35 protein-coding genes and 1 pseudogene are annotated in these 25,555 nt (G+C 37.6%); 21 read left to right on the top strand and 15 right to left on the bottom strand.

Features of this window, described 5'->3' with window-relative positions:
* Positions 1–16: 16 nt before the first annotated feature.
* Positions 17–976, bottom strand: coding sequence for a metal ABC transporter solute-binding protein, Zn/Mn family (locus tag P4V41_RS05855; protein ID WP_328083865.1), 960 nt, complete (start codon positions 974–976; stop codon positions 17–19).
* Positions 977–1,206: 230 nt separating this feature from the next.
* Here P4V41_RS05855 and P4V41_RS05850 point away from each other — a divergent pair, with 230 nt between their 5' ends.
* The 6 genes from P4V41_RS05850 (at position 1,207) to P4V41_RS21640 (ending at position 3,792) form a co-directional block, all read left to right on the top strand.
* Positions 1,207–1,629 carry a CBS domain-containing protein gene (locus P4V41_RS05850; protein ID WP_328083863.1) on the top strand — a complete coding sequence of 141 codons (423 nt, stop codon included), beginning with the start codon at positions 1,207–1,209 and terminating at the stop codon, positions 1,627–1,629.
* 46 nt (positions 1,630–1,675) lie between these two features.
* Positions 1,676–2,062, top strand: coding sequence for a fluoride efflux transporter CrcB (crcB, locus tag P4V41_RS05845; protein ID WP_328083862.1), 387 nt, complete (start codon positions 1,676–1,678; stop codon positions 2,060–2,062).
* Entirely contained in the window at positions 2,062–2,406 is a 345-nt protein-coding gene (locus P4V41_RS05840; protein WP_328083861.1) for a fluoride efflux transporter FluC, read from the top strand. The genes crcB and P4V41_RS05840 overlap by 1 nt, the downstream gene beginning before the upstream one ends.
* A 21-nt stretch (positions 2,407–2,427) precedes the next feature.
* Positions 2,428–3,012 (top strand): DedA family protein, encoded by a 585-nt coding sequence (locus P4V41_RS05835; protein ID WP_328083860.1) that lies wholly within the window; start codon positions 2,428–2,430, stop codon positions 3,010–3,012.
* Positions 3,013–3,167: 155 nt separating this feature from the next.
* Positions 3,168–3,362, top strand: a complete 195-nt coding sequence (locus tag P4V41_RS05830; protein WP_328083859.1) for a hypothetical protein — start codon at positions 3,168–3,170, stop codon at positions 3,360–3,362.
* Positions 3,363–3,510: 148 nt separating this feature from the next.
* Complete coding sequence (locus P4V41_RS21640; protein WP_419181285.1) at positions 3,511–3,792, top strand: HesB-like (seleno)protein; 282 nt, start codon at positions 3,511–3,513, stop codon at positions 3,790–3,792.
* Positions 3,793–3,841: 49 nt separating this feature from the next.
* Here P4V41_RS21640 and P4V41_RS05820 read toward each other — a convergent pair whose 3' ends face one another.
* On the bottom strand, positions 3,842–4,546 hold the full coding sequence (locus P4V41_RS05820) for a thermonuclease family protein (RefSeq protein ID WP_328083857.1): 705 nt from the start codon (positions 4,544–4,546) through the stop codon (positions 3,842–3,844).
* A 125-nt stretch (positions 4,547–4,671) separates the two neighbouring features.
* On the opposite strand from P4V41_RS05820, the gene P4V41_RS05815 reads away from it, so the two are divergent.
* From P4V41_RS05815 to P4V41_RS05805, 3 genes and pseudogenes are all read left to right on the top strand, one after another.
* Positions 4,672–4,854 carry a hypothetical protein gene (locus tag P4V41_RS05815; protein WP_328083856.1) on the top strand — a complete coding sequence of 61 codons (183 nt, stop codon included), beginning with the start codon at positions 4,672–4,674 and terminating at the stop codon, positions 4,852–4,854.
* Between the two features lie 15 nt (positions 4,855–4,869).
* Positions 4,870–5,187 (top strand): annotated as a pseudogene (locus P4V41_RS05810) (redoxin domain-containing protein); the annotation flags it as partial.
* Between the two features lie 115 nt (positions 5,188–5,302).
* The gene (locus P4V41_RS05805) at positions 5,303–5,665 is read left to right on the top strand and encodes a cupredoxin domain-containing protein (protein WP_328083855.1); all 363 of its coding nucleotides are present in this window, start codon (positions 5,303–5,305) and stop codon (positions 5,663–5,665) included.
* Positions 5,666–5,701: 36 nt separating this feature from the next.
* On the opposite strand, the gene P4V41_RS05800 is transcribed toward P4V41_RS05805, so the two are convergent.
* The 6 genes from P4V41_RS05800 to P4V41_RS05775 form a co-directional block, all read right to left on the bottom strand.
* The gene (locus P4V41_RS05800) at positions 5,702–6,424 is read right to left on the bottom strand and encodes a hypothetical protein (protein WP_328083854.1); all 723 of its coding nucleotides are present in this window, start codon (positions 6,422–6,424) and stop codon (positions 5,702–5,704) included.
* 15 nt (positions 6,425–6,439) lie between these two features.
* Complete coding sequence (locus tag P4V41_RS05795) at positions 6,440–6,724, bottom strand: hypothetical protein (RefSeq protein WP_328083853.1); 285 nt, start codon at positions 6,722–6,724, stop codon at positions 6,440–6,442.
* A gap of 90 nt (positions 6,725–6,814) precedes the next feature.
* Complete coding sequence (locus P4V41_RS05790) at positions 6,815–7,573, bottom strand: IucA/IucC family C-terminal-domain containing protein (RefSeq protein WP_328083852.1); 759 nt, start codon at positions 7,571–7,573, stop codon at positions 6,815–6,817.
* Positions 7,548–8,366, bottom strand: coding sequence for an ABC transporter ATP-binding protein (locus P4V41_RS05785; RefSeq protein ID WP_328083851.1), 819 nt, complete (start codon positions 8,364–8,366; stop codon positions 7,548–7,550). The genes P4V41_RS05790 and P4V41_RS05785 overlap by 26 nt, the downstream gene beginning before the upstream one ends.
* Positions 8,367–8,382: 16 nt before the next feature.
* The gene (locus P4V41_RS05780; RefSeq protein WP_328083850.1) at positions 8,383–9,426 is read right to left on the bottom strand and encodes an iron ABC transporter permease; all 1,044 of its coding nucleotides are present in this window, start codon (positions 9,424–9,426) and stop codon (positions 8,383–8,385) included.
* Positions 9,423–10,433, bottom strand: a complete 1,011-nt coding sequence (locus tag P4V41_RS05775) for an iron ABC transporter permease (RefSeq protein WP_328083849.1) — start codon at positions 10,431–10,433, stop codon at positions 9,423–9,425. The genes P4V41_RS05780 and P4V41_RS05775 overlap by 4 nt, the downstream gene beginning before the upstream one ends.
* 184 nt (positions 10,434–10,617) lie before the next feature.
* Between P4V41_RS05775 and P4V41_RS05770 the strand changes: the two genes are divergently transcribed.
* The 5 genes from P4V41_RS05770 (at position 10,618) to P4V41_RS05750 (ending at position 14,014) form a co-directional block, all read left to right on the top strand.
* Positions 10,618–11,574: an iron-siderophore ABC transporter substrate-binding protein gene (locus tag P4V41_RS05770; protein WP_328083848.1), complete on the top strand. Its 957-nt coding sequence runs from the start codon at positions 10,618–10,620 to the stop codon at positions 11,572–11,574.
* Positions 11,575–11,780: 206 nt separating this feature from the next.
* On the top strand, positions 11,781–12,203 hold the full coding sequence (locus tag P4V41_RS05765; RefSeq protein ID WP_328083846.1) for a DUF1992 domain-containing protein: 423 nt from the start codon (positions 11,781–11,783) through the stop codon (positions 12,201–12,203).
* Between the two features lie 11 nt (positions 12,204–12,214).
* A complete protein-coding gene (locus P4V41_RS05760; RefSeq protein ID WP_328083845.1) occupies positions 12,215–12,589 on the top strand; it encodes a cupin domain-containing protein in 375 nt (124 codons plus the stop codon).
* A gap of 85 nt (positions 12,590–12,674) precedes the next feature.
* On the top strand, positions 12,675–13,610 hold the full coding sequence (locus P4V41_RS05755; RefSeq protein ID WP_328083843.1) for a magnesium transporter CorA family protein: 936 nt from the start codon (positions 12,675–12,677) through the stop codon (positions 13,608–13,610).
* A gap of 56 nt (positions 13,611–13,666) precedes the next feature.
* Positions 13,667–14,014: a hydrolase gene (locus tag P4V41_RS05750; protein ID WP_328083842.1), complete on the top strand. Its 348-nt coding sequence runs from the start codon at positions 13,667–13,669 to the stop codon at positions 14,012–14,014.
* 22 nt (positions 14,015–14,036) lie between these two features.
* On the opposite strand, the gene P4V41_RS05745 is transcribed toward P4V41_RS05750, so the two are convergent.
* Positions 14,037–14,255: a hypothetical protein gene (locus P4V41_RS05745; protein ID WP_328083840.1), complete on the bottom strand. Its 219-nt coding sequence runs from the start codon at positions 14,253–14,255 to the stop codon at positions 14,037–14,039.
* A gap of 48 nt (positions 14,256–14,303) precedes the next feature.
* Positions 14,304–14,963, bottom strand: coding sequence for a deoxynucleoside kinase (locus P4V41_RS05740; RefSeq protein WP_328084035.1), 660 nt, complete (start codon positions 14,961–14,963; stop codon positions 14,304–14,306).
* A 440-nt stretch (positions 14,964–15,403) separates the two neighbouring features.
* Between P4V41_RS05740 and P4V41_RS05735 the strand changes: the two genes are divergently transcribed.
* The 3 genes from P4V41_RS05735 (at position 15,404) to P4V41_RS05725 (ending at position 18,026) form a co-directional block, all read left to right on the top strand.
* The gene (locus P4V41_RS05735; RefSeq protein ID WP_328083838.1) at positions 15,404–16,036 is read left to right on the top strand and encodes a DsbA family oxidoreductase; all 633 of its coding nucleotides are present in this window, start codon (positions 15,404–15,406) and stop codon (positions 16,034–16,036) included.
* 373 nt (positions 16,037–16,409) lie between these two features.
* Positions 16,410–17,633, top strand: coding sequence for an MFS transporter (locus P4V41_RS05730; protein ID WP_328083837.1), 1,224 nt, complete (start codon positions 16,410–16,412; stop codon positions 17,631–17,633).
* Between the two features lie 18 nt (positions 17,634–17,651).
* Entirely contained in the window at positions 17,652–18,026 is a 375-nt protein-coding gene (locus P4V41_RS05725) for a VOC family protein (protein WP_328083836.1), read from the top strand.
* A 134-nt stretch (positions 18,027–18,160) separates the two neighbouring features.
* On the opposite strand, the gene P4V41_RS05720 is transcribed toward P4V41_RS05725, so the two are convergent.
* Positions 18,161–18,496 carry a toprim domain-containing protein gene (locus P4V41_RS05720; RefSeq protein WP_066392849.1) on the bottom strand — a complete coding sequence of 112 codons (336 nt, stop codon included), beginning with the start codon at positions 18,494–18,496 and terminating at the stop codon, positions 18,161–18,163.
* Between the two features lie 99 nt (positions 18,497–18,595).
* On the opposite strand from P4V41_RS05720, the gene P4V41_RS05715 reads away from it, so the two are divergent.
* Together P4V41_RS05715 and P4V41_RS05710 are read left to right on the top strand one after the other, a co-directional pair.
* Positions 18,596–19,690, top strand: a complete 1,095-nt coding sequence (locus P4V41_RS05715; RefSeq protein WP_328083835.1) for a hypothetical protein — start codon at positions 18,596–18,598, stop codon at positions 19,688–19,690.
* A gap of 343 nt (positions 19,691–20,033) precedes the next feature.
* Positions 20,034–20,432 carry a hypothetical protein gene (locus P4V41_RS05710; protein WP_328084034.1) on the top strand — a complete coding sequence of 133 codons (399 nt, stop codon included), beginning with the start codon at positions 20,034–20,036 and terminating at the stop codon, positions 20,430–20,432.
* Between the two features lie 295 nt (positions 20,433–20,727).
* On the opposite strand, the gene P4V41_RS05705 is transcribed toward P4V41_RS05710, so the two are convergent.
* On the bottom strand, positions 20,728–20,955 hold the full coding sequence (locus P4V41_RS05705; RefSeq protein WP_328083834.1) for an NUDIX domain-containing protein: 228 nt from the start codon (positions 20,953–20,955) through the stop codon (positions 20,728–20,730).
* A gap of 62 nt (positions 20,956–21,017) precedes the next feature.
* On the bottom strand, positions 21,018–22,493 hold the full coding sequence (locus tag P4V41_RS05700) for a methyl-accepting chemotaxis protein (protein ID WP_328083833.1): 1,476 nt from the start codon (positions 22,491–22,493) through the stop codon (positions 21,018–21,020).
* A gap of 204 nt (positions 22,494–22,697) precedes the next feature.
* Here P4V41_RS05700 and P4V41_RS05695 point away from each other — a divergent pair, with 204 nt between their 5' ends.
* The gene (locus P4V41_RS05695; protein WP_328083831.1) at positions 22,698–23,555 is read left to right on the top strand and encodes a hypothetical protein; all 858 of its coding nucleotides are present in this window, start codon (positions 22,698–22,700) and stop codon (positions 23,553–23,555) included.
* A 385-nt stretch (positions 23,556–23,940) separates the two neighbouring features.
* Here the strand turns inward: P4V41_RS05695 and cspD are convergent, their stop codons facing one another.
* Together cspD and P4V41_RS05685 are read right to left on the bottom strand one after the other, a co-directional pair.
* On the bottom strand, positions 23,941–24,141 hold the full coding sequence (gene cspD / locus P4V41_RS05690; RefSeq protein WP_066237152.1) for a cold-shock protein CspD: 201 nt from the start codon (positions 24,139–24,141) through the stop codon (positions 23,941–23,943).
* A gap of 231 nt (positions 24,142–24,372) precedes the next feature.
* On the bottom strand, positions 24,373–24,663 hold the full coding sequence (locus P4V41_RS05685) for a late competence development ComFB family protein (protein ID WP_328083827.1): 291 nt from the start codon (positions 24,661–24,663) through the stop codon (positions 24,373–24,375).
* A 212-nt stretch (positions 24,664–24,875) separates the two neighbouring features.
* Between P4V41_RS05685 and P4V41_RS05680 the strand changes: the two genes are divergently transcribed.
* Positions 24,876–25,550: a GntR family transcriptional regulator gene (locus P4V41_RS05680; RefSeq protein ID WP_328083826.1), complete on the top strand. Its 675-nt coding sequence runs from the start codon at positions 24,876–24,878 to the stop codon at positions 25,548–25,550.
* The last annotated feature ends 5 nt before the right edge of the window (positions 25,551–25,555 follow it).

The following is a 25,555-nucleotide window of genomic DNA, read 5'->3' as shown; positions in this document are numbered from 1 at the left end:
TCCTAGGCGTTTTTGTTTATTGTAATGCTTTTGAAAGTGTATCAATGTTTTGGTTCATGATTGATAGGTAATCTCGTTCTTTTTTAATATCGTCTTTCGTTAATGTCTCTAAGTTATGAAGAGTGAGGGTTTCCGCACCGACTTCCTTTTTTATCATTGCAGCTACTTTGTTATTCACGTTCTCTTCATACAAAATATAGCTGGTTTTTTCTTTTTTTGCGGTTTCAATAATCTCTTCGATCTGATGTTGACTAGGCTCATGTGATGGTGAGAGACCGCTGATTGCAATCTGTTCAAGTCCATAGCGTTCTGCCCAATAGCCATAAGCAGCATGAGAGACGATGAACGAATTCTTTGGCGCATCTTCCACTTTAGTTTTAAATGCTGAATCCAATTCCTCTAAATCAGCAATGAGGGCTTTATGATTCTTTTTAAAATCAGCCTTAGCTTCAGGGTTTAATTTTACGAGTCCGTTATAAATATTATTAGCGATCTGCTGTGCGAGAACAGGATCAAGCCAAACATGAGGATCTAATGAACCGTGGTCGTGGTGTTCTTCTTCCTTATGTGCGTGATCATCTTCATGTGCATGCTCTTCGCCTTCATGTTCTGCAGATTCGTGGTAGGATATTCCTTTGGCACCATTAATAATAGGCATCTCTTCTTCTTTTAATGTATCTGCAACAGAAGATGAGAATTCATCAGACTGGAGTTTGTTATAAACAAACGCATCACCTTCAGTCATTTCAACCATCTTTTTTGTAGAAGGTTCATACGTGTGTGCATCAGCACCAGGAGGTATAATAGAAGATACTTCTACATGTTTGCCTCCAATTCTTTCAGTGAAATATTCTAATGGATACATGGTCGTGTAGATTTTCATTGTACCCTCTTTTTGATCAGATGTGCTATTATTACCGCATGCCGCTGATAGAATCAACATTATCGTTACGCTTAATAAGCTTATCGTTCGCATTTAGCTTTCTCTCCTTTCAAACAATCCTTACTCATTATAAGCGGAATGATTCCGATTTGTAAATTATTTTCTCTAACATTTACATATTTTCATTAGATATCTAAAACGAATCTCTAAAGAGTGATTTTACAAGCAGATAGATGTCCTTTTTGGTATAATAAAGAAGATGTTTTTTATCTAAGCGTTTTAATAAGCGTGAATCAGGCTTAAAAAGGAGAGCGCGTACTAACATGAATATTGCTTTTTATTTGTTGCCTAAAGATGAAGTGAAGTATTTGAACCCAGAAGCAACGATGAGACAGGCACTTGAAAAGTTATCCTACCACAAGTACACCTCTGTGCCTCTCGTCTCAGAAGAAGGCCGTTACATAGGAACGTTAACGGAAGGCGATCTTTTATGGAAACTTAGAGAAGCCTTTGACAAAGGGTATGATGAAGTATTAAAAACGAAGCTAGTGAACGTACCTCAGCGGATCAATAATATCTCTGTTTCCATCAACTCTAATATGGAAGATCTTATTACTTTGTCTACCGACCAAAATTTTATACCTGTAACAGATGATGACGGCCATTTTATTGGAATTATTAGAAGACGGGACATTATCAAGTATTGTGCAAATTTAATCTGGAATAAGGAAGCTACGAAAGATTAAGGCTGAATGTCTTAATCTTTTTGTACATATAGGGGGATTATTTTAGGTGAAAATACTTGCAGTGGCATTGGGTGGAATTGTCGGAGCATTGCTGCGTTTTTGGTGCGGCCGCCTCCTCTTCAACCCAGAAGCATCGTTTCCGTTTCCTACTTTTTTTGTTAACGTAATTGGCAGTTTTATTCTAGGCTGGTTTGTTGTTTTTGGCTTGAATCGATTAAAGAATAACAATTTAAGTATAGCCCTACAGACGGGTTTAATCGGTTCTTTTACAACATTCTCTACATTTAACACAGAAATCGTGTTATTGATCGACGAGCAGTTTTATACTACGGCGTTTTTGTATTTTACCACTAGTGCAAGCATAGGTGTTATCGCTATATACTTTGGGATGAAGTTGGGTTCGATTACAAGCGATAAAGCAGGTACAGATTAATGATAGGACAAATGATAGCTGTAGCTGCAGGTGGAGCATTAGGGGCAGTTGTTCGTTTCTTAGTTAGTCAAAGAATGAACAAGGACTTCCCATGGGGAACTTTAGCTGTTAACATTATTGGATCGTTTCTGTTAGGGTGGTATGTGGCAGATGAAGGAGACGGTTTAATGACTTCTATTTATGCGACTGGCTTTTTAGGGGCTCTTACCACGTTTTCCACCTTGCAATTTGAAGCAGTTGCTATATTAAAGAGTAATGCTAAAAAAGGTCTATCATATTTATTCCTTACATATATATTAGGACTAATAGCAGCTTGGACAGGCTTTGTTATCGGCATAAAATGAAAAAGTATTAAAGGAGATATAATGAAAGATTTAGTGATTTCTCTATTAGAATGGATTATGAGTTTAGGACATCTTGGGATTGCACTTGGCTTAATGGTGGAAGTGATTCCGAGTGAGTTGGTTTTATCTTATGGAGGGTATATGGTGTCACAAGGACACTTAAACTTCACGCTGAGTGTTATTGCGGGAACGATTGGTGGAACTATTGCACAGCTTTTTCTGTATTGGATGGGATATTACGGAGGCCGTCCGTTTCTTGAGAAGTATGGAAAGTATGTACTGATCTCAAAAAAGCAGATCGACTTATCGGAAAGATGGTTCAATAAATATGGAACAGGCGTCATATTCTTTGCACGATTCATTCCAGTCGTGAGACATGCGATCAGCATTCCAGCGGGAATCGCAAAAATGTCATTCGCTAAGTTTACATTGTTCACAACATTAGCTGTAATTCCTTGGTCGATTTTCTTTATTGAATTAGGAAGCCGCCTTGGATCTAACTGGGAGGATATTAAAACGATCGCAGCTCCTTACACACGCGGAATCATGATTTTAGCTGTTGTTGTCATCTTTTTGTTCATTCTTTATAAAGTAAAGAAGAAATAATTATCGCTATCATACGATCTTACACGTGAAAGCCTGGTATTTAATTACCGGGCTTTTTTATTATTCTTCAAATGATGCATAGACAAATTCTAACGAGGGCTGTACACAACATATATATGGCTACCGCAATATAAAACGAAAGGAGAGGGATTGAGATGGATACATTTATTAAGAGTTATCATGAAATGTATGATGCAGCTAAAGTTAATGAGTTGCTTCTGCGCATTAAAGAACATCAAGGGAAAGAAAATATCGCTGCGAAAGTGACTGAAGCAATGGAAATCTGCGGATTCCCCCCTGGAGATATAGAGCAAGTGCTTAAACAACTGCGAGGGGGGGACAGACCCTAGACAAATACACTTTCACTAATTTTGTACGTCTACAGTGGACACGATTGTTGGATATTACTTTACCTCTCTCTTTAAGAGGAGTAGATTAAGCCCTTTCTTAGACGATGACATCACTTCTGCGTTATACTTCTTTTAAGAGGTGATGGTTATGGATATTACATTAAGCGCAAAGAAGTATATAGAAGAAGTGCTCAAAATGAACAACGCCAATGGAATAAGAGTTTACTTCTCAGGTATGGGCTGAGGCGGTCCTAAGCTTGGCTTGGCTCTGGATGAGCCTGAAAACACAGATATTATAGAAGAGATTAACGGAATACGAGTGGCGTTTGATCCAAGGATTAAGGAACAGACCGCCAAATTAAAACTAGACTTTGAAGATTCTAAATATGGATCAGGTCTTGTGATGCTCGGACAGGATGATTGCTGTTAATAAATAAAACCGCTGATGACTTTTTATTAAAAGTCATCAGCGATTTTTATTATTGTTTAGATTTTCTAAATCCCGAATCCATAGCCTCTTTTTCTGAGCAGAACCATATTTCGGGCTTTGTCACCTTATAATATCGTCCACTCTCCAGATGATAAATTTTATCTCCAGAGGAGCTGATGTTACCTTTTATCGTACATTCTTCATTTTTGGCTTGGTTATCAGTTTTCTCTACATCACCTGAAACATACCCTTCTTCTTGAACATAGTTCTCTATGCTCCAAATACCAACACCATCTTTTTGAGCTTGCTCTTGAATACTTTCGTAATGATCTACATACTTCGTATTCGGCTCGAACACATAGGCTACACGTGCTAATCCATTCTTTAGCAGGCTTTCCTGAACGCTTTGTCCATCTGCATAAACATAAGCAAGAAGACGACCATATTTATCTCGTTCGCCAATTCCAAGCTCTAACTCAACATCAGCGTCTTCTAACATCTTTCCTGTGTGTTTACTGGCTTCTTTGCTAAACGGCTGTATGGGTTTTGAAGGATGGACACTTTCTGGTGTATCCACGAGCAGAAAACGAAGAGTTTCTAGCTTCCCATCAACTCGAACTTTAATCGTATCTCCGTCAACAACTTTTTCAACTTCTACGGGAATTCGTTGTTCATCGTTAGAAGTCAAATAACTACAGCCAGACATGAGGAATACGATACTAATAATAGAGACTAGCAATTTCTTTTTTAACATGTAAACATCCTTCATTTTTGAATTTATTGTATAGGCTCTACCTATTACTATTATAATAAATGATAGGTCGTAGAGATTATAGATTACCATACGTAATTCTTTTAAATTTAAGAAAGGGGATTTGTATGAAAAAGATACATAGAGATCTCAGTATGTGTTTAATAATAATTCTAATGCTCGTTTCAGCGGGATGTGGAAACGATTCGAAATTAAAAGAAGCAAAGCTAGAGAACCAAAACGGTGAACCAGTTGTTGTTTTTCCATCAGACAAACCCTCCCTCATCTTTTTATTTACAACTGCTGGCTGAGGACTCTGCCAAAAGCAGCTGGTTCAGCTGAATGAAAATATTGATGTATTTAAAGATATGGATGTAAATATCTATGCGGTAAGCTCTGATACGATCGAGCATTTGTCTTTTCTTCACCAAGAGATGAAGCCTGCTTTTCCGTTTTTATCTGATCCGGAATTTAAGCTCATTAAACACCTGGATATGAAAGGAGATAGTGTAGCTAAACGTGGTTACGCACTGATCGATAAGGAAGGAAAAGTTATCGTTACAAAGGTGAACGACCATTGGGGAGAAGAGATCGATGAAACGTCTAAACAGATTCATGAAGAATATAAGAAGCTAGAAAGATAGTCCGAAAACTAGCGGACTGTATTTTCGGAATTCGTTATCTGTCACAGTTTCTCCATACTAGTTGTTATAAAAGGGGGTTATAATGATAGTAGAAACACTCTAGGAGGGATTTTCCATGCTTAAAAAATCTTTTTGGCTTGCAGCAATCGCAGTTCTTGCTATTGGAATACTAGCAGCTTGCGGTGGAGGAAAAGACAAAGAAAAAAGCACTAAAAATGCGGAAGAAACGATTACAATTGAAGCTAGTAATTTTAAATTCGATAAAAAAGAGTATGAAATTCCAGCAAATAAAGACGTAGCTCTTAAATTAGAAAACGTTGATGGTAACCACGCGGTAATGATCGAGGGAGAAGACGTGAACGTATCAGGTGGTTCTTCTGATGTAGTGAATTTAAAGCCTGGTGAATATACATTAAGATGCAGCGTTCCATGTGGAAACGGTCATGCAGATATGGTATCAAAACTTGTTGTTAAATAAACAATCAGCCTCTAGCGAAAATGCTAGAGGCTTTACTTATAACTTTTTAATCTGCAGAAGTTCCTTATTATAAGAAACTTCATTTCCTGTCGAAGCCCACAGATTACCTAATAATCGTGGCATCATCTGGTCTGAAGGAATCGCGCCTTTATGATGGGAAAAATGTTCAAAATATAAAAGATAAAGCCAAGAAGAAGTAGGAATAAGTATATTTTGAGCAAATTCATGACTTTCCGTTATCGTTGCAAAAGAATGAGATTCCCAGCCTGAAATAAACCGAGTGCGTTTACCGTTTAGCTTAGATTCTATGTAATGAAGGGTGTGTGCAACTTGTGGGTCATCATCTCCATCAGCATGAGCGAGTCTTGATTGAAATTCTAATGACACGGAGTCAATATCATCTACTTCAGCGACTACATGGCATAGCGCTTTATCGTAATGCACGTTTAACGGGGTCCATTTATTTCGCTGTAGCAACTCTACAAAAGGTAATTGTTCAATAGGAATATCATTGTAAGGCGGGGGAAAAAGCTGCCTGCCATATTTGATTTCGTGAAGCGTTTTTCTTTCAAAAGAAGCACACACATACCACGTATCGTTTTCATCCTGAATTAAACGTTCACCAGATTCCAAGGAATATACGGTGTACAACCCTTTTTTTGAGATTTCGTAAGAAGGCAATTCCTCCTCGTGCAATTCACTCAATGTTTCCTGATCAGGCTGTTCGATCGCAGCCATTACAAAAGTTGTAATCCGCATGGTTATCATATTCCTTTAGTTTTTTATTTTCTTAAAGGTATCTTTTAAATCTGTGAATCCTTCTTTAACAGCTGTAAAACTATTTTTCTTTTGGTAAATGTCGTATCTTAAGTAATCTTTCTTTTCTTGAAGAAGTTGTTTCTGTGTTTTCACATCATTCATTCGAGCTGTGATACTGTCACCTGTGCTCTTCATTTGTTGAACGGTACTCATTGATTCTTTCATAGCTTTAATTCCCGGAATTAAAATAAATAGAGCTGCAGCTGCGCATACAGCTAAGAAAATCCATAACCACATCAATTCAATCGCCTCCAATCAATCTATCTATACTAAATTACCCGTAATTGATCAAGAAAAAACAAAAAAAATCGAGGACATAAAGCCTCGATTTTATCGCTTTGGACATGTAGAACAGCAAGTCCCGTTATCTGTTTTGTAATAAAGGCAGCAAGTCTTACGGGTCTTAGTAGGTCCGCAGCCAATCGGAGCTATAAAACGATGGAATGGGTTCTTCGTTAACCCAAAATGAAAAGCAGGTGCTTCCATAAAGAATGCATAATCTTCCTGGATTCTTTTCTTCACTTCTGCTGGATGTTCTTCATTTAACCACGTTTCATAAACCCAACGTATGTAGATCCATGCGTTCTCCCAGAGAGTTGCCTTTGAGATACGTGCAGTGCTTGCAATATGATTCAACATAACAGACATATTTTCTTTAAAAAGTGTTTCAATGACAGAAGAACGCCAATCTGTTCTATTTTCGTCAGCAATGCGTGCAGATGCATCTTTCAGTGTGAATGATGGAAGCCACATGCTGTCAGAGTTGTGGTCGATAAGATAGACATTTTTTATGTTCAAATCAAATGACTTGTTAAGGATGGTCATCCCATATAAACAAGAAGTTAAACTGCAATACGCATAACGTTTAAAGAATAGAGAAGCTGTTACAGGGCGTTTGTTCGAACCGATACGCGGCCCAGTTTGATCCAAAAATTGAAGCAATTTATCAGAGCTCAATAGTTGTTCAGCAGAAACGACAACTTCATTCTCATATGGCGCTTGAAAAGAGAATCGATAGTTCGAACTGATATGTTTTTTTTCTTCTGCTGTCCAACCGTTTGACTTAGGCGTACTGAGGAGTATTGACATGTCGAACGACTCGCCCCTTTCCATATGGTATACACATTGGTGTGCCGAAAACTGGATCAGGAATTACAGTGCTCGACATCTGGAATACATCTTCTACTAATTGTTCATTCATAATTTCTTCAGGTGCACCTTGTGCGTAGACGGTTTTATCTTGAATTGCTACGATATGATGAGCATAACGACAAGCAAGATTCAAATCATGAAGCACCATAACTATTGTTCGCTTTTCTTTCTCATTTAACTCAAAAAGTAGGTCAAGTATCTCAATCTGATGCGTCATGTCTAAGTAAGTAGTAGGTTCATCCAAAAGAATTGTCTCTGTCCCTTGTGCCAGTGTCATAGCGATCCACGCTCGTTGACGCTGACCACCTGAAAGTGAATCAACCGGTGTTTCCATGAAAGGGAGAAGGTTAGTTGCATCTAACGCGTTCATTACAGCTTCTTCGTCTTCACGTGACCATTGCTGCAGCCATGATTGATAAGGAAATCGTCCTTGTTTAACGAGCTGCAGTACAGTTAATCCTTCAGGCGCTATAGGACCTTGAGGCAGGATTGCTAATTCTTTTGCTACTTGCTTAGTCGAACGTTTTGCAACATCTTTTCCATTTAATAATACATGGCCGTGTTTCGGAGTTAGCAGGCGAGCCATCGAACGTAACAGAGTGGATTTTCCGCAACCATTGCTTCCGATCAAGACGGTGATTTTACCTTTTGGAATCTGTAGGTTCAACTCGTCGATAATCGGTTCTTTTCCATAAGCTAACGTTAGGTTAGAGGTTGTTAATACAGCCATCTGTCATCCACTCCTGTTATTGGTTTTTAAATAATAGATAGATAAAGTAGGGAGCACCGATCGCCGCCGTAAAAACTCCGGCAGGTACTTCTAAAGGTGAGAACAAGGTCCGTCCGGCAAGGTCTGCCAAAACGACCATAATACCCCCGATCAAAGCCGAGGCTGGAAACAAGCCGCCGAAAGACGAGCCTGAAATTCTTCTAGCGATATGTGGTCCGATAAGTCCAACAAACCCCATCGCACCTGCAAATGCAACTGCTGAACCAGCTAGAGCCGTACAGACCATTAAAAGTAAAAATCGTTCACGGTGAACGGAGATTCCTGCTCCTTTTGTAAGGTCATCACCGAATCCTTGAATGTTCAAACGGCGGACAAGAAGCACTAATACTGGAATTAATCCAAGAAACCAAGGCATGAGAGCTTTTACTTCGTTCCAGGAAGTACCGTAAACCGTTCCAGTCAGCCAGATGGTGGCTTGACTTGCTCTATAGATCGGTCCCATTAGCATCATGAGTGTTGTAAGAGCCTGTAATAAAGCCATTAGCCCGATTCCTATTAGTATGAGGCGAATAGGTGTAACCCCGTCTTTCCAAGCTAATGCATAGATCAAGAAGGCAACGATAGTAGCTCCACCAAAAGCAAACAGTGGTAAATAATTGATACTTAATAAAAGATTATTTGAGTCATCACTGAACATAGTTAGAAAGGCAACTGCAGCAAAACCTGCACCACCTGTTATTCCAATCATATCAGGAGAGGCTAAAGGGTTACGGATAATACCTTGCAGTATGGCACCTGAAAGAGCGAGTGAAGCTCCTGCAATAAAAGCGACTATAACCCTTGGTAGTCTAAATTCAGTAATGATGAGCTGATTAATATCAAGCCCTGTTCCGATTAATGCATTGAAAACATCCCACGGTGCGATATACATATCACCGACACCGATACTTATTAGCATGGCAGCTACTGCTGCGAGTGTTAGGGCAATTATGCTAACAGTCGTTTTTTTATCAATTAAAAAAGAAAATGATTTACGCTGTAAGACCCAGTACTTTCTCATTTTTGAAAAATTCCTTTTCGAACAATATATATGAAGAAGGGTGTACCGATCAGAGCTGTTACAACTCCAACAGGTGCTTCTTCAGGCATGATAATATAACGTGCGCCGATATCTGCAACGACGAGCATAATGCCACCGATAATTGCAGAGTATGGTACGATCCAGCGGTGATCATTTCCTACGAGATATTTAGCAAAATGAGGAACAACAATTCCTATGAAACTGATGGGGCCAGCAATTGCAACTGATCCTCCAGCTAGTATGATAACCATGAGAGCTGCCACTAGTTTAAACACTACTGTTTTTTGACCTAAACTGATGGCAACGTCTTCTCCAAGTGCAAAGGCGTTTAACTGCCTTGATAATAAGATGGAAATCAACCAAGCGATTATGAGTGCAGGTAAGACTGCGACTAGCATAGAAAGTTTTCTTCCTTCTACTGAACCGGCTAGCCAGAATAGAACTTCATCTAGTGCTTTTTCATTAGTGACGAGCATTCCTTGCGTAAGTGACGCAAAAAAAGCAGCCATAACAGCTCCAGCAAGTGTCAATTTAACTGGTGTAAGTCCACCTTGCCCAGCAGAACCTAATGCATAAGCCAATCCTGCAGCAACTGCAGCTCCTAAAAAACCAATCCACATAAATTGCTGTATGGATGAAAGTCCAAGGAAAGTAACACCAAAAACAATAAAGAATCCAGCACCGGCATTCACACCAAAGATATCTGGAGATGCAATCGGATTTCGAGTGAGCGCTTGCATGAGAACGCCTGAGATCCCCAAAGAGATTCCAACAGCCATACCTACTAGTGAACGCGGAACTCGAGATAGTTGAATAATTAAATGTTCGTTCGAGCCGTTAAAAGCCGTATACGCTTCAATAGCTTGTTTAAGTGAAGTGTTCGTATAACCTAGCACAACACTTAAGACCATTATAATGAGCGCGATTATTAGGCCAAAGATAAGCCCAGCTGTCTTACTTTTATTTCCGTATAATATTCCGTTCATCAGAGCCTCTTTTATTAATGAAAGTTATTCTCATTTATCAGTTTAAAAGTAAAGTATGTTTCTGTCAATGACTTTGAAAATCATTATCATTTAGTTGTTGACAACGTATTCATAACATATTATGATACGAATTGTAATTGATTCTCATTATCATTTACATTATAAAAAGGGGAGAGAAAATCGAATGAAGAAAATTACATACAAATGGCTTGCGTTTGCAGCAGTGTTAACGTTGATGTTTGCATTGGCAGCGTGTGGCGGAAAAGATAAAGAAAAAGAAGCGAAATCAGAAGGATCTTCGAAGTCCTATAAAGTAGAACATGCGATGGGTACTACAGAAGTTAAGGAAAACAAGCGAGTAGTTGTTTTAACAAACGAAGGTACTGAAGCAGTTCTTGCTCTTGGAGTAAAACCGGTTGGAGCTGTAAAATCTTGGTTAGGTGATCCTTGGTATGATCACATTAAGAGCGACATGGATGGCGTTGAAGTAGTAGGTGACGAAAGTGCTGTAAACGTTGAGAAGATAGCTGCTTTAAAGCCTGACTTAATCATCGGTAACAAACAGCGCCAAGAGAAGCAATATGACGAACTAAACAAAATTGCACCAACTGTATTTACAGAAGAGCTTCGTGGTGATTGGAAGATTAACTTCGAATTATACGCAAAAGCACTAGATAAAGAAGAAAAAGGGAAAGAAGTTCTAGCTGCATTCGACAAGCGTATTGAAGATATTAAGAAAGAGGCAGCAGACCAATTAAAAACAGAAGTTTCAGTGGTTCGTTTCTTGCCTGGAACATCTCGTATCTATCACAAAGATTCTTTCTCTGGTGTGATTCTTGATCAAATTGGATTTGCCCGTCCTGGTGATCAAAACAAGGATGATTTTATGGAAGAAGTAACGCAAGAACGTATCCCTGATATGAATGGTGACATTCTGTTCTACTTTACGTACGAAGCAGGAGATGGAAAAGCGACTGAAACGGAAAAAGAATGGACAAGTAATCCACTTTGGAATAACCTTGAAGTTGTAAAAGCAGATAAAGCATACAAAGTAAGTGATGCAATCTGGAATACAGCAGGTGGAGTAAAGGCAGCAAACTTAATGTTAGATGATCTTGAGAAGTATTTCTTAAAAAAATAAGTTTTAGAGAGGGAAGCGAGAATTCGCTTCCTTTCGTTTTTTCTTCTTCAAATTTTATCAATAGCTTCTTATGTTTGAACTTAGATTTACACGTTCTTAATTTGTACACAAATTCGCAATAAATCTGCCATAAATTTTCCAAGGGAATATGAATAATAAACATAATCTATAAGTATAGAATAAATTTATTCCTGGAGGTTTTTGTAATGGACAAAAAACCGTCGCTTGAAAAGGAACTGCAGAAACGTGAGATTTTAATGAAAGACGAGCAGACGAATGCTTGGTTTTACGAAGATCACATTACAGCCATCATTAACCGTGCACGCAAAGAAGGTGCATTTGATGATCTAAAAGGATTAGGGAAGCCTCTAAAGCTTGATGAAGATCTTGCTTACAATCCTGAAAAGCGTCTCCATAAAGTAATGAAAGATAATAACATTCTCCCGAATTGGGTGAAACTTGGTCAAGAGATAGACGTACTAAAAGAGGAATTAAAAATGTACACTGTAGAATTTAACATCAAAAAGACAGTAGAGACCATTAATCAAAAAGTCTTTCAGTATAACTTAACTTGTCCGCCTAGCGCACAAAGGATGAAAGTGAATCTGGAGGACGTTTTGAAGAAATAATTGGAGGGTGTATGTCAAAGAAGAGTACATTAAATGCGGAACATTATCAGTGGGGAGATGCATGTGATGGCTGGCATCTTCTAAAACAAGAAAACTTAAGCATCATACAAGAAAGAATGCCCCCTCTTACAGCTGAGGTGAAACATTATCATGTGTTCTCCCATCAATTTTTCTTTGTGCTAGACGGAGAACTGTTGATTGAAAAAGATGGTGAAGAGTTCATACTTTCTACGCATCAAGGAATTGAGATACCTGCCGGAACAACCCACCAAATTCGAAACGATTCAAGTTCACCTGTTCATTTTCTTGTAACTTCTCATCCACCAGCACAAGGTGATCGAATTGTAGTGAAAAAAGTAAAAAGTATAAGTACGGTAACCCTTTAACAATTATTTGTATAAAGGGTTATTTTTTTGTCATGCGAATTTCATCTTATGGGAAAGATAGAGGAAAAAGGCCAGGAGTCATGAGATGTTAATGTATAAAGAGGCTAGGAATCAAACGGTACGAATTGAACACTTTGTTATGCCAAAAGAAGAAGAAACCATATGGATGTTTTATCAATCTCCAGAAGAAATGAATAAAGACGATATATTTCAGCAGCTTGATCTTCATCCGTTAGCTAAAAGTGCATTTATGAGTTTTTCAGAACATCCACAACTTAATGTTTATGCAAATCATGCTGTTGTTTCCACTTTCTATTTAGGAACAAAAAATTTTGAACCAATAAGGCTTAACCTTTTAATAGGTGAAAAATATTTAATTGTTATGAGTGAAAGTGAAATATCTTTTAGGAAACAACTTGTTAAAGATTTTACTAACAATCCAGAGCACATGAAGCATGTTAGCTATATGTTGTACTATTTGATGAAGGATATTGTGAGTTCTTATCTAGAAGTTGTTGATCAACTTTCAGATGAGTTTTTAGAGCTCGAAAAAAGTGTATTTATAGATCCACAGAAACGTGAAATCGGGCGAGATGTATATCGTTGGAAGACTCGTTTACACAAGCTTAGACAATATGTTGAAGCTGAAGAAAGCATCATTCAGAAAATGGGAGATGATGACTTCGAATACGCGAATGAAGAGTCTGGTTTTTACTTCAAAGATTTATTATCTTCTTTCTCAAGGGTAACAGCAGCTTTTGACAGTTTTAAAGAAAATTTAAAAGGTATTTTAGATCTGCAAATGTCTTTAAAATCTGATCACATGAATAGAATTATGAAAACGTTGACGCTCGTTAGTGCGGTATTCATCCCTCTTACATTTATAGCAGGTCTGTATGGAATGAATTTTGAATACATACCTGAGCTTAAATGGCGATATGGTTATTTTTACGTTTTAACTCTTTGTTTCGTTTTGCCTGTCGTAATCATGAGTTATTTTAAGAAGAAAAGATGGTGGTGACTTTTACATAAAAATGTATGAGCTGAGGAAAATAAAGAAAAAGGAGGACGAGAAGAATGGAAAAAAGACCCTATTATATTAATGTTGAAACCGGTGAGATTCTTCCGATCAAAACTGCATCAACTTTTCAGTTTGAGATCTCTGCTTCTGATGAAGATGTCAGGCATCTTGAAAGAAAATTCAGTGAGTTAGACAGTACGGCAAATGATACTTTTGTAAGGTCGCACGTACCTTACGTACCTTATTCAAACGACTCAGACAACGACAGGTATGATGAGAAACTAAGAGAAGCCTATAAAATGATTCATGATCTTGGCCAAGAGGAAACAAGACGATTTATTGAGAGTATGAGTTTTTGGAATCCTGAGAAACCACAAGATTTAGAAAAAAGACCAAAAGACTAAACGTCTTCTGGTCTTTGCGTTCTTAATAGACAAAATATGCAATGTAGATGATGAGTCCAATCACGATTGTGAATCCAGCAAGTGCAATAAATACGGGATTCAACAATGCTGTATGTCTTGAGACAACAGGGTTCACTTCATCTTCAGTATACACCTTTTGTTTTTTTGCAATTTTCATCGTCCACAAGAGACCAGCAGCTGCTACAAGGACAGATAACAAAATAAAAAACAGTGTAAACAATTTATGTTCACTCCTTAAACCTTGTTTGTCCTAGTAGTGTTTGTGGATTTAGTGGCTTTCATGCATAAGAAAAGAAGGTTGTTTCAATGAATTTAGACGTGCCAGCTCATTCTTTACAAGTGTAAGGATCTTTTCCTGATCATCTTTATTAAAAATGTTATATTGATCACTTTCGATCATCAATACAGGTGTTTTATCGTACGCTTTAATCCATTCTTTGTATTTAGCATGAAGTGTTTTATAATACGCCAAAAGTTCTGGATTCTCCTCAACTTGCTCATATGAGCGACCTCTTTGTTGAATTCTGCTTAATGCGGTTTCAAAATCACTATCTAAATAGATAAGTAAATCAGGACGTAATTTTGGTGTCTTGTCGATCTCGTTCATCATCGTTTCAAGTAGATCTTTATAAGTGTCAAATTCAAGCTGTGTCATATTTCCAGAATCGAAATTCAGTTCAGCAAAAATTAAATCTTCATAAAGGCTGCGATCAAGAACGTTATCTGGACTTGTACGAGCTTCTCGAATCGTTTTAAAACGTGTGTTCAAAAAATAAATTTGAAGCGGGAAAGCCCAACGCTTCGGGTTTTTGTAATAATCGGGTAAAATTGGATTGTCAACGACGCTTTCATAAAAGATGGAGCTTCCAAGCTCTTCGCTCAAAAATTCAGCATACGTAGACTTGCCTGTACCGATCATACCTGCCATTAAAATCACGGTATATCCTCCTAAAATGGTGCATCATTTGCTCAAAAGCTAGTGATACGGAACTAGTGTAAAAACGTATGTATTCATAAGTACGAAAATCAATATATGGTATGTAAGTAATAAAGCCTTTCTAAATATATCATGTAATACAAAAGGTGAACAGAGGTTGTTTCATCAAAGAATCAGATATGATGGGAAATTTCTGAAAAGACACAAATACTTATTGTTGTAGGAACATTAGCTTTGAAAGATAATTAATGTGGCTTAGATGGTAATAATCTGGGCATTGTGAACGAATGTTCTATCTCTAATTCCTATGATGAAGCATGCGGTAGAGTCTAAGACTTATTGCTTGAACTATAACTTTTTAATAAATATCATAAGCTTCACAAAAGACATTTGAAAAGCAAAACTGAGGTTTAAATAAAGGGGATATAAACATGACCATTCATATAAAAGTATATTCTGATTTTGTGTGTCCGTATTGTTATTTAGCTGAAACACCCTTATTAAAAGCAACTGAAGATAAAGATGTTGAGATTGAGTGGATGCCGTATGAACTCAGGCCGTATCCACAAGAAACATTACGTCCTGATGCAGATTATCTACAGCGTTCTTGGCAGGAGTCCGTTCAGCCTTTGTCAAAGAAAATGGGTGTTGATATGATTTTGCCAGATGTGTCACCTCAACCGCATACATTCTATGCACATGAAGGATTATTGTTTGCCAAAAGAAACAACAAGGAAAAAGAGTATGCACATCTCGTTTTTAAATCTTTTTATCAAAACGGAAAAGATATCGGAAAGATTGACGTACTTCGTAAGATTGCGGAAGAAGTAGGTCTCGATGGCAAACAATTTCAACAAGCATTGGAATCTCGTGAATTTAAAGGAGAAAGAGAAAGATATTTAAAAGAAGCAACAGAAGATCTGAACATCACAGCTGTTCCCACAATAATTATTGGTGAGAGAGTATTAAAGGGACTGCATCCACAAGCTAACATTGAACGTGCATTAAGAGGTGCCATTAGGGATGCGAAATTTGAATTCTGCGATGGAGACGAATGTGAATAAGTATTAAAATGCAGAAAAAAGAGCGCTTAGAAGGATTCCTTCTGGGCGCTCTTTTTCGTTCTTAACAATGAAAAAAGGGGGTTGTTGATAGGGATGTCTATAATATAGCAAGGTCCATTTAAAAAAGGACGAATATGTGATTTTTTTGATAAACGTTATCACTTTGTGACAAAGTCGCGCTGACGGACTAAAGGGTAAGTGTTTAAAATGAAAAAAGCCCTAAATTTGGGGAGGGCTTTTTTCGGGAAGGGGGGTACACCTATATATGACGATGGAAAAATAGAAAAGTTTCAAAAAATGTAAATTTTCTTTTCTTATCCCTAATAAAAAATGATAGAGTAGGTAACAGAAATAGATGAGAGAAGGAATCGGGATGAGAGGTTTACTTAAAAAGTGGCATCCAGCAGTAATCGTAATTGTTGCAGGAACACTATTTACACGAGCGGCATTCTTTATGACTATGCCATTCTTGGCTATTTACTTGTACAATGAAAAAGGAATCGATCCTGCTATGGTTGGATTGATAATAGGAGTAAGTGCACTAACTGGCACGTTCGGTGGTTTCTTTGGAGGCTATCTTTCTGATCGTATAGGAAGACTGCCTGTGATGACAGTTGCGATATTTACATGGAGTGCTGTGTTTGCGGGGTTTGCTATAGCCGATCTAGTATGGCATTTTTTTCTATTAAATATGTTAAACGGGCTTTGTCGCTCATGGTTTGAACCGATATCAAGAGCATTGCTTGCGGATGTAACGACAAAGGAAACCAGGCTTTATGTTTTCAATGCTCGTTATTTTGCGATTAATGTCGGTGCTGCGATTGGTCCGGTTGTAGGAACACAGCTTGGTTCATCTGATTCAACTCAAACTTTTTACATAACGGCCGTCTCCTATTTATTATATGCAATGCTAATTGTATTTACATTGAGAGGCTACTCAACTGAGTTAAAAGGTGGAGAAGAAAGAAAGTTCTCAATCAAGTCTGCAATTGGTGTCCTGACAAGAGATAAAGTGCTTGCTTTTTTTCTGATCGGCAACACAATTGTTATGATGGCACAGTCACAAATGGATACAACACTAGCGCAATATATAGGGAACGCACCACAATTTGAAAATGGTGTTAAGCTTTTTGCATACCTTGTGGTTACAAATGCAATAACTGTGCTGCTTTTACAGTTTCCGGTCACTAATTATGTAAGAAGATTTCAGCCTATGAATGCACTTCGATTTGGAAGTTTTGCATTTAGTCTAGCTTTGCTTGGATTCGGACTTTCAACAAATTGGATTTTCCTCGTAATTAGTATGGTGTTTCTTACGGTGGGGGAAATAATTGTGTTTGTTATGAGTGACGTGCTCTTAGATGATTTAGCACCTGAGCATATGAGAGGTACATATTTTGGGGCGATGTCTTTTCGGTCGATCGGCTTCAGTGCAGGACCTTGGATTGGCGGCTTACTTTTAAGCACGTTTGGATTCGAACAAGGATTTTATGTGTTTGGCATTCTTACGCTCATCTCCTTACTTTCCTTACCGTTCTTTCAATATGGAGAAGGCATACGCAAAACGCTTATTGAACAACAATCTGCTTCAACATAAGAAAGGGGAAAATCAACAATGATTACTGGAATTGAACACACAGGAATTATGGTTTCTAACATGGAGAACTCTATCAAATTTTATACCGATGTACTCGGCTTAGATCTATTAGATCGCTTCGATCATACGAGTGTACCCGTTGAATTAGCATTCTTAGGTGTAGACGGAAAAGTGCTAGTTGAGTTGATCGCTGGATATACAGGGCCAGTTACGAATGAGGGGAAGGTTCATCACATTGCATTTTCTGTAAAACAAATTGAAGAGCAGTATGAGTTGTTGCAGAAAAAAGGCGTAGTCATGAAAGATAAAGAAATTACTGAGCTTCCTAATGGAAAATACTTTTTCTTTTTTGGACCAGATGAAGAATCACTTGAATTTTTTGAGAGTAAATAGAAATAAAGTCTGCATGTTATGCAGTCTCAGCTTGTAGACGATGTACCTGCCTACAAGCTTTTTTTATTTCTTTGTAAAGAGTCTTTCTAGGTAGAAGGTGATGAAACAGCACTAAAGAACTCTATGAATGGGAATTAGATTCCTGGAAGTGTTTCTTTTAAATACTGGTTTGAACAATACTCAACACCATACTTGTAGCGACTTTCTCTTACATTCCGAGCTTTTTTAGGATCAATATGAATCCGTTTGATCTCAGGATATGTTTCCATGATCTTCAAAGCTATTTTATCACCGGGTTCATCTGGATCAGTTAACACATAAACCTCATCACAAAGAATCAATGCTTCTTCAATCGCTCTTCGTTCTTTATGTCGAAATGAAATACCATTTAAAATAACAAAATGGGCGTGAGGATGAACACTTTGTACTCTCAGTTGATCACTTTTGCCTTCAACAATGTATCCGGTCATAGCGCCTCCTGTAAAACTAAGATTCATTATCATTTTATGGAGGGCATATCGATAATAGTACGACTTCAATAAAATATTTGGACAAAGGAAGTGTAGAGATTGAAGAAGCTAATATCCTTTTTGAAAAATACTTTTCTTAGCTTCTTTTCGCTTTTGCTGGTTTACGGATTGTTCTTGTTGCTTGATGATATTGAGGGTTTACTGGTAGGAGTAATCATTCTTTTAGTATGCTTTTTCTTATTTAGCATGCGCTTCATAGAGATCTTAATAAGCAGAAGGACAACTCTTCGTAAAACACGAATTCAACCAAACTTCATTATTATTGCTGTTATAGCATTCTCTAGCGCGCTTTTATCTATTAGCAATTTTGCGCTCGAAACTTCTTTGTCTAATTCCTTATCATCAAGAGTAAAAAATGAATTTTATTTGGAAGCATTGTTAGTTGAAAAAGAAAGAATATTTGAACGGGTAACCTTTTTAAAATCTTTAAAAAATGTAAATGAGGGAAATGTTTCGGTTTTCTATGAACCCCAAGATGAGATGTTTGCAGCAGCTGCGATTCGTCATATTCGTAAAATGAAGTCTTATCATAATGAATGGATTGATGTTCATCAAGCTCTTCCGGTTACGGTTATCCTATATCGAAACCCATTAATCTTTCAGCAACATTTGCCACTTCATTCCTATGAGAATTTACAAGCATTGTACGTCCCTGCTCAAGAAACTATTCATCTGCTTGTTTCTAACGAAATGGAAGAGAATCCTGATAAATTTCTAGAGTTGGTGGGGCATGAATATACCCATCATTGGATTATAAGTTACTTGTTTGAAAAAAAATTGGATAATCGGCATCTTCCTAGGTGGTTTGAAGAGGGGATTGCCGAATATGCTGGGAAACAGAGTGTGAGAGAGGTGCCCGTCTTTGTACCGCTTAACTACATTCCCTTCAAAAGACTTCACTCTGTTGAGGAATGGGCTTATGAGAATCGAAGAAAGTCTACTCATCGTCCATACAGACAGAGCTACTATGCAATCGATCAAATGGTTAAAGACGGTAATCAAACTAAAATCAAATCCTTATTACTTAATAAGGAGCAAAATTTTTATCGTTTGTTTGAGAAAGAAACGGGTGAATCACTTATTGAGTTTGAAGTACGTTTTTTAAGAGAAGAGTTCATGAACATGAAGCGGTGAATTGGATAAGTTCAATGATCATTAAGGTTATATGATAAAAAAGAACTCCTTAAGAAGAAAGGAGCTCTTTATTCACTATCTACTTTTTAACTTTCGTTTAATGATAGGCAATAATTTCTTTTTTCCTTGTTTTATTAAAAATGCAACGGCCATTCCTTTAATACCTTTTTTAATACGTCCCATTTCCATCCTCCCATAAAAATCGTAGTTGTTTCAAGTAATATACCCGAAATCAGTATATAGCAATCCTTTTATATTTTTATGGGTTACTTGTCTATACGTTTCATCACGATATGAATAATATGAACCGAATACAAATTTATAGGAGTTGGACGTATTGAGTATGAATAGAAGTTTTCCGCCTTTTCCGGGTCAAGGCGGAGGGCAAGGATTTGGCCCACCAGGTGGACCTCCAGGTGGGCCTCCAGGAGGCGGTGGCGGTGGAATGGCACCAACATCAGCACCTCCTACGTTTACACCATCTCAATCGCAAGGTTATAGCTTGCAAGGTGGAGGTGGAGGCGGGGGTGGAAGTCAGCCAGGTGTTTATGCAGTTGATCCTGGAGCGATTAGACCTTGTTTGTACCAATATGTCTTCATCTGGCCAACATGGGGACCAGGATTCTGGGCTTGGCTTACATTTGCAGGTCGTAGATCGGTTGCAGGTTTCCGCTGGACCGGGAATAGATGGATCTATTTTGGCATGGATACACGCCAAATCAGTTCATTTTATTGTTACTAAGAACAGCCGCCTCTGTGCGGTTGTTTTTATTTTCTACAGGATATAGAGGTACATGCAAGACACTCCATGTTTCATACATTTTAACAGTAGAGGGGATGTGTTTTGTTAATATATATCGAGCTGCTTCCCAAACGAGAGGAGAGCACCAATCACTTCTAAGATCATTAATGTGTATCCATCTTGTTCCTATAGAATCTTGATCGGGTATATCTGCTAAACTCAATTGTGAATGAGTATCTAGCATACATTCAAAATATACAGCTGTATGTTGTGAGTGGGTCCATTGTTTATAATTTCAAGGTAGTTGGTAACAGCGTTCGCCTAGCTTATTTCCTTTCTTCACTCCATATCCCGTCTCTTCTAATACTTCACGGATAACCGTTTCGTATTCAGATTCACCATCGATAGGGGTGCCTCCAGGTAGATCAAACCGGTTTTTATAAGGGCCTCCTTTTTTTTCGATTACAAGAAGCTCTCCAGCTTCGTTTAAAGAGATACAATAGATACCCCTGTGTTTATGCATCTTATAAGCCCTCCCATAATAAAATACCTTTCCACCAAACACGAAAAGGTATTTTAACATTTTTATTTTTGTACGAGTGCATTAAGATCTGAGGTTAATGCTTCAAATTTGTTGAAACTTTCAACCACTTCTTCTACACATCTGTGTTGCTCTTCTACAGATGCAAGCACTTCTTCAACAGATCCACTTGATGTTTCTGCAATTCCTGAAACCGAGTGTATTTCTCCAACAATATACCCCGTAGATTCATACAGTTGATTAATCAGTTCTTGTACTTCAGAAGACTGTGATGCTACTCGATCAGTGTTTACTAAAATTTGACTAAAATTATCTGCTGTTTTCTCTGTCGCTTCAAGACTTGATGTGACCACACCTTGTGAACCATCTACAAATTGAGCGGCTTGTTTGGCTTTGTTACGGATTTCTCCTAAGATTGCTCCAATCTGCTTTGTAGAATGTTGAGAATCCTCAGCAAGGCGGCGGACCTCGTCTGCAACAACTGCAAAACCTCTACCTTGATCCCCGGCGCGCGCTGCTTCGATTGCCGCATTCAATGCAAGCAGGTTCGTTTGTGAAGAAATTTCTTCAATTGTCGTTAAAATTCCTTCTATTGATTCACTTTGCTGATTTAATTCGTACATAAGCGTGTTTGTTTGCTGCATTAGCTCGCTCACTTCTTTCATCTTTGACGAGAGTTCTAATACTTGGGTTTCACCAGCTTTTGTAACGGTAGCAGTTTGTTCTGAAAGTTTTTTCATATCATTGGAGTGCTGAAAAAGGCCTTTTGCAACATCATTGGTACTTGTAACAGATTGACTCATACCACCTACACTGACAGCCTGAGATTCCACACCTTTTGCTACTTCAGTAAAGGCATAAGTAATGTTGCTCGAAATTTCACCTGTTCTTGTAACGTTATTCTTTACGGATTGACTAAAGTGATGCAGATTTTCTGTTGCATCCTTAACTTTTGTCAACAATTGTTCCAATCTCACTCTATCATTTTCCGATTGTTTTTCAGCAATCATAATATTTTCATGCATTCGCTGACCTATTCTCGCTTGTGCCACTAAAGCTGCGGTAATGACAGTTAAGAAAACGTTTAACGAGATAATGATCTTAGGGTCTTGTCCCGCAAACATCGTTTCTTTATATTGAAAAAAGAAGAAATTAGTTAACAATAACCCACTAATGCCCGATAGTAAGATTGAAAGATAGTTATGATACAACGTGATGACTGCCAAGCATACATAGGTCATAAGATAGGTAGAAATCTTCGGGTTTGTGTCTGCCATGATAACGGTTAGAATTGTTAAGCCGATAACAACAAAATATTGAACGGCGAAAGGAGCCCATCTTCGGTACGTCCAAATCGATAGTGAGAACAGAATAACTAGTCCGGCCACACCATAAAATAGGACACTTTCTACGGTTTTCGTACTCGCATAGGTACTTGCTAGACCAAGAAAATACATACCCCACAGCATTTTAGTAACCAGCTTGTTCGTTTGTAAATTTGAGGCAAATGATGGATTCAAATTTCTTCATCTCCGTTTTAAAATATATAAGTACTATTTTTATATCGTCAGAATTCTTGTAGCATTTAAGACGTTTTCTAAATTTTGTTTTGTGTGTTAGAATCCGTACTCGATTTGTGAAACATTACCTATAAAATAAGCGGTTAATGAGCTTAAGAAATGAGTCATCCATTACTAACAAACTTTAACTTGAGGTGTTTACCAATGAAAAAAAAGGCTTGGATACTTGCAATCATACTATTGCTGGCTGCTTGTAGCAGTGAACCGAAAAGCACCGCTCCAAAAGAAGAACCAGCTCCGAAAACAGCCGAAACATCACCCACTGAAATGAATGAAGAGGAAAAAGAAGAACCTGTGAATGAAGAAGTAACTTCTATAGAAGAAGAAGGTACGTTTAATGGTCTCATTGACAATAATTCTATTGAAGTTGAAGCTGCAGGTGAAATACTAGTACTTCGTCTCACAGATGAAGTGAGAGATACCGTAAATCGTTTAAAAGATGGGGCGAAAGTTAACATCGTTTACAAGAAGAATGAAGAGGGGCAATGGTTGCTTGAGAAAATTGCTGAAAAGAGCGCTCCAGAGGCTGCTCCAGCGAAAAAGTTAACATACATAGTAGATGGAGCTTCAATTGAAGAGGACGCGGTTTTAACAGAGAGTGAACTTAATTATCACTTTTATAAACTTCCAGACTTTGAATTTACTGCAGAGGAACCACGAAAAGATTTATTGTTTGCTACGAAGTTTGCTGAAACATTTGTTAGAATAGAACCGTTGTCAGAAGAGTCTTCGATTGATGACCTAAAAGAATGGGCGAACGATGAGCTTAAAGCGGTTGGAGAAGTAAGTGAAGTGGGCGGAAAAGAGACCGCTGGGCCGGCATTTGAAAAGACTTCATTATTTATTACAGCATCAAAAGATTCTTATAAAAAATACATTGTGATTCAAGATTTAAATAACGGAGATAAAGTTAAATATACGGTTAACCTGCCTAAACATAAGAACGCTGTTAAATGGGAACAAGCCATTTGGGCAATGCTTTCTACCCTTCAAACCAAATAGTGTAAAAAAAGCGTATCCTCATGGTGCGCTTTTTCATTTTGGTTGCAATATTAAAATAAAGAACAAATCATTATCATAAATGTAGCAGATGGCATATAATATTTACAAAGGTTTAAAAAGTTTCCTTAAGGAAAGATAGGTGAATGTTATGTGGTATAAAGAGAGTTCATTGTTTAAACTACAGCAGTATACAATAATTCTACACAAACTCGGAATCTTTTCGCAGGAAGATAAGGTAGATATATTAGGTAAGATCCAAAAGTATAAAATAAAAGTTGGTTTAAAAGACTAGGCTGCCTGGGGTGGGAGCCTTTTTATTTGTACATATTTCCGTTACATAGAAAAAACCCGGCAGCAATTGCCGGGTCTTATATATAGGCTGAACTTATTTTTTAGTTACGTTAGCTGCTTGTGGTCCGCGAGCTCCGTCAACAATTTCAAATTCTACTTCTTGACCTTCGTCAAGTGATTTAAATCCTTCTGATTGGATTGCAGAGAAGTGTACGAATACGTCGTCTCCACCTTCAACTTCGATGAATCCAAAACCTTTTTCAGCGTTAAACCATTTTACTTTACCTGTTTGCATGTGAATGCCTCCTAGAACGTTTGCACTTTTGTGCTCTGTAATTACCAAACCACTTTCAAACTCTTAAGTTAAGATGTAATCCAGTACTGAATGGTTGTCACAAATATATCACAAGAAAAAAGCTCTCGCAAGGAACTTTTCTGAAAAATAGGAATAAAGAGTCAGTATACTCTCCATGTTGTAATATTCAACTGAAAGTTTTAGGTTTTAAATTAAAAAACCATCTGCCTTCTATTCACTAGTAGGAGATGGTTTTAACTCGTGGGATGGTCGTGTAGCTACAATGCCTGTAGCTTTTACAATCTGGTTTAAGATGTTAACTCTTGATTGATCATCAAAGTTTTGTGCTTTGACAAAAGCGTAACCATCTTCATTTGAAACATAGCGGGGTGGTAAATTGTTAAGTGTAATTGCAAACACATCAGCTTTACAAATCTCACATTTGCAAGGCAGCTGAAGTTGTCCCCAATAATTTTTTAATGCTTCTTCTACTAGAATCTCCATGGCATTTTTCACATTCATGGGCTTGTTACCCCTTTATACACAATCTATATGTATAGAATAGCTTATTCTTACTACATATGTAAACTTTTACTGCGTGTAACAAGACTATTTAACTATAGTTATTTCGTTAAAAATATAAAGATAATACTTTGTTACTAAATTGACAATAATATATGATTTTTCAGATAATTAACTTGAAATCATATATGATTTGGGATTAACATAACAATATGAAGACTAAACAGACTAAGCACAAAACAAACAAACAGCAGTATGCGTATCAAGTCATCCGTTCTCGTATTTTAGATGGCAGGTATCCGCCTGGTCACAAACTTGTTATTGACCAACTGGCTAGAGAGCTTCAAACGAGTGCTATTCCGGTTCGTGAAGCGATCAGATTGCTTGAAGCGGATTCTCTGATTTCATTTAAACCATACTCAGGAGCGATTGTTACCCCCTTCGATGAACAAGCATACTTAGAAACTTTATCCGTCTTAGCCGTATTAGAAGGTTTTGCGACTGCAGAATCATCTGTCCACTTTCCTCACGAAAAACTCGAAGGTTTAAGAGCGTATACAAAACTTATGGAAGATGCACTTGAACATCTTGATTACTCTCTTTTCTCCAACTACAACAAAGAATTTCACAAACTCACTTACAAATATTGCACCAATCAATTTCTATTAGAACAGATTCATACAACTTGGGAAAGGCTGGGTACCGTTCGTAAACAGGGTTCAACAATGAAACCTGTACGTATGAATCGCTCAGTTGCAGAACATTATCAATTGATAGAAATGATTGAAAAAAGAGAGGATCCAAAAGTAATAGAATCATTTACTAGAAACCATAAGTTGAATACGCTAAAGGCTTTTCTTGAGGATTCGCAACCAAATACATTTTGAGGAGA

It is taken from the genome of Fictibacillus nanhaiensis, assembly GCF_036213205.1.
GTDB classification, from domain to species: Bacteria; Bacillota; Bacilli; order Bacillales; family Fictibacillaceae; genus Fictibacillus; species Fictibacillus nanhaiensis_E.
The sequence above is the reverse complement of the archived record's forward strand: the minus strand, read 5'-3'. Positions and strand labels throughout refer to the sequence as shown.

Coding starts and splice junctions, on each gene's coding strand:
- P4V41_RS05820 (WP_328083857.1), bottom strand. CDS start 4,546: ATGTTAAAAAAGAAATTGCTAGTCTCTATTATTAGTATCGTATTCCTC.
- P4V41_RS05710 (WP_328084034.1), top strand. CDS start 20,034: ATGAATAGAAGTTTTCCGCCTTTTCCGGGTCAAGGCGGAGGGCAAGGA.
- cspD (WP_066237152.1), bottom strand. CDS start 24,141: ATGCAAACAGGTAAAGTAAAATGGTTTAACGCTGAAAAAGGTTTTGGA.
- P4V41_RS05780 (WP_328083850.1), bottom strand. CDS start 9,426: ATGAGAAAGTACTGGGTCTTACAGCGTAAATCATTTTCTTTTTTAATT.
- P4V41_RS05720 (WP_066392849.1), bottom strand. CDS start 18,496: ATGACCGGATACATTGTTGAAGGCAAAAGTGATCAACTGAGAGTACAA.
- P4V41_RS05730 (WP_328083837.1), top strand. CDS start 16,410: ATGAGAGGTTTACTTAAAAAGTGGCATCCAGCAGTAATCGTAATTGTT.
- P4V41_RS05835 (WP_328083860.1), top strand. CDS start 2,428: ATGAAAGATTTAGTGATTTCTCTATTAGAATGGATTATGAGTTTAGGA.
- P4V41_RS05685 (WP_328083827.1), bottom strand. CDS start 24,663: ATGAATGTGAAAAATGCCATGGAGATTCTAGTAGAAGAAGCATTAAAA.
- P4V41_RS05840 (WP_328083861.1), top strand. CDS start 2,062: ATGATAGGACAAATGATAGCTGTAGCTGCAGGTGGAGCATTAGGGGCA.
- P4V41_RS05765 (WP_328083846.1), top strand. CDS start 11,781: ATGGACAAAAAACCGTCGCTTGAAAAGGAACTGCAGAAACGTGAGATT.
- P4V41_RS05770 (WP_328083848.1), top strand. CDS start 10,618: ATGAAGAAAATTACATACAAATGGCTTGCGTTTGCAGCAGTGTTAACG.
- P4V41_RS05775 (WP_328083849.1), bottom strand. CDS start 10,433: ATGAACGGAATATTATACGGAAATAAAAGTAAGACAGCTGGGCTTATC.
- P4V41_RS05695 (WP_328083831.1), top strand. CDS start 22,698: ATGAAAAAAAAGGCTTGGATACTTGCAATCATACTATTGCTGGCTGCT.
- P4V41_RS05785 (WP_328083851.1), bottom strand. CDS start 8,366: ATGGCTGTATTAACAACCTCTAACCTAACGTTAGCTTATGGAAAAGAA.
- P4V41_RS05755 (WP_328083843.1), top strand. CDS start 12,675: ATGTTAATGTATAAAGAGGCTAGGAATCAAACGGTACGAATTGAACAC.
- P4V41_RS05830 (WP_328083859.1), top strand. CDS start 3,168: ATGGATACATTTATTAAGAGTTATCATGAAATGTATGATGCAGCTAAA.
- P4V41_RS05725 (WP_328083836.1), top strand. CDS start 17,652: ATGATTACTGGAATTGAACACACAGGAATTATGGTTTCTAACATGGAG.
- P4V41_RS05735 (WP_328083838.1), top strand. CDS start 15,404: ATGACCATTCATATAAAAGTATATTCTGATTTTGTGTGTCCGTATTGT.
- P4V41_RS05790 (WP_328083852.1), bottom strand. CDS start 7,573: ATGTCAATACTCCTCAGTACGCCTAAGTCAAACGGTTGGACAGCAGAA.
- P4V41_RS05850 (WP_328083863.1), top strand. CDS start 1,207: ATGAATATTGCTTTTTATTTGTTGCCTAAAGATGAAGTGAAGTATTTG.
- P4V41_RS05800 (WP_328083854.1), bottom strand. CDS start 6,424: ATGCGGATTACAACTTTTGTAATGGCTGCGATCGAACAGCCTGATCAG.
- P4V41_RS05815 (WP_328083856.1), top strand. CDS start 4,672: ATGAAAAAGATACATAGAGATCTCAGTATGTGTTTAATAATAATTCTA.
- P4V41_RS05805 (WP_328083855.1), top strand. CDS start 5,303: ATGCTTAAAAAATCTTTTTGGCTTGCAGCAATCGCAGTTCTTGCTATT.
- P4V41_RS05740 (WP_328084035.1), bottom strand. CDS start 14,963: ATGGCAGGTATGATCGGTACAGGCAAGTCTACGTATGCTGAATTTTTG.
- P4V41_RS05750 (WP_328083842.1), top strand. CDS start 13,667: ATGGAAAAAAGACCCTATTATATTAATGTTGAAACCGGTGAGATTCTT.
- P4V41_RS05705 (WP_328083834.1), bottom strand. CDS start 20,955: ATGCATAAACACAGGGGTATCTATTGTATCTCTTTAAACGAAGCTGGA.
- P4V41_RS05760 (WP_328083845.1), top strand. CDS start 12,215: ATGTCAAAGAAGAGTACATTAAATGCGGAACATTATCAGTGGGGAGAT.
- P4V41_RS05680 (WP_328083826.1), top strand. CDS start 24,876: ATGAAGACTAAACAGACTAAGCACAAAACAAACAAACAGCAGTATGCG.
- P4V41_RS05855 (WP_328083865.1), bottom strand. CDS start 976: ATGCGAACGATAAGCTTATTAAGCGTAACGATAATGTTGATTCTATCA.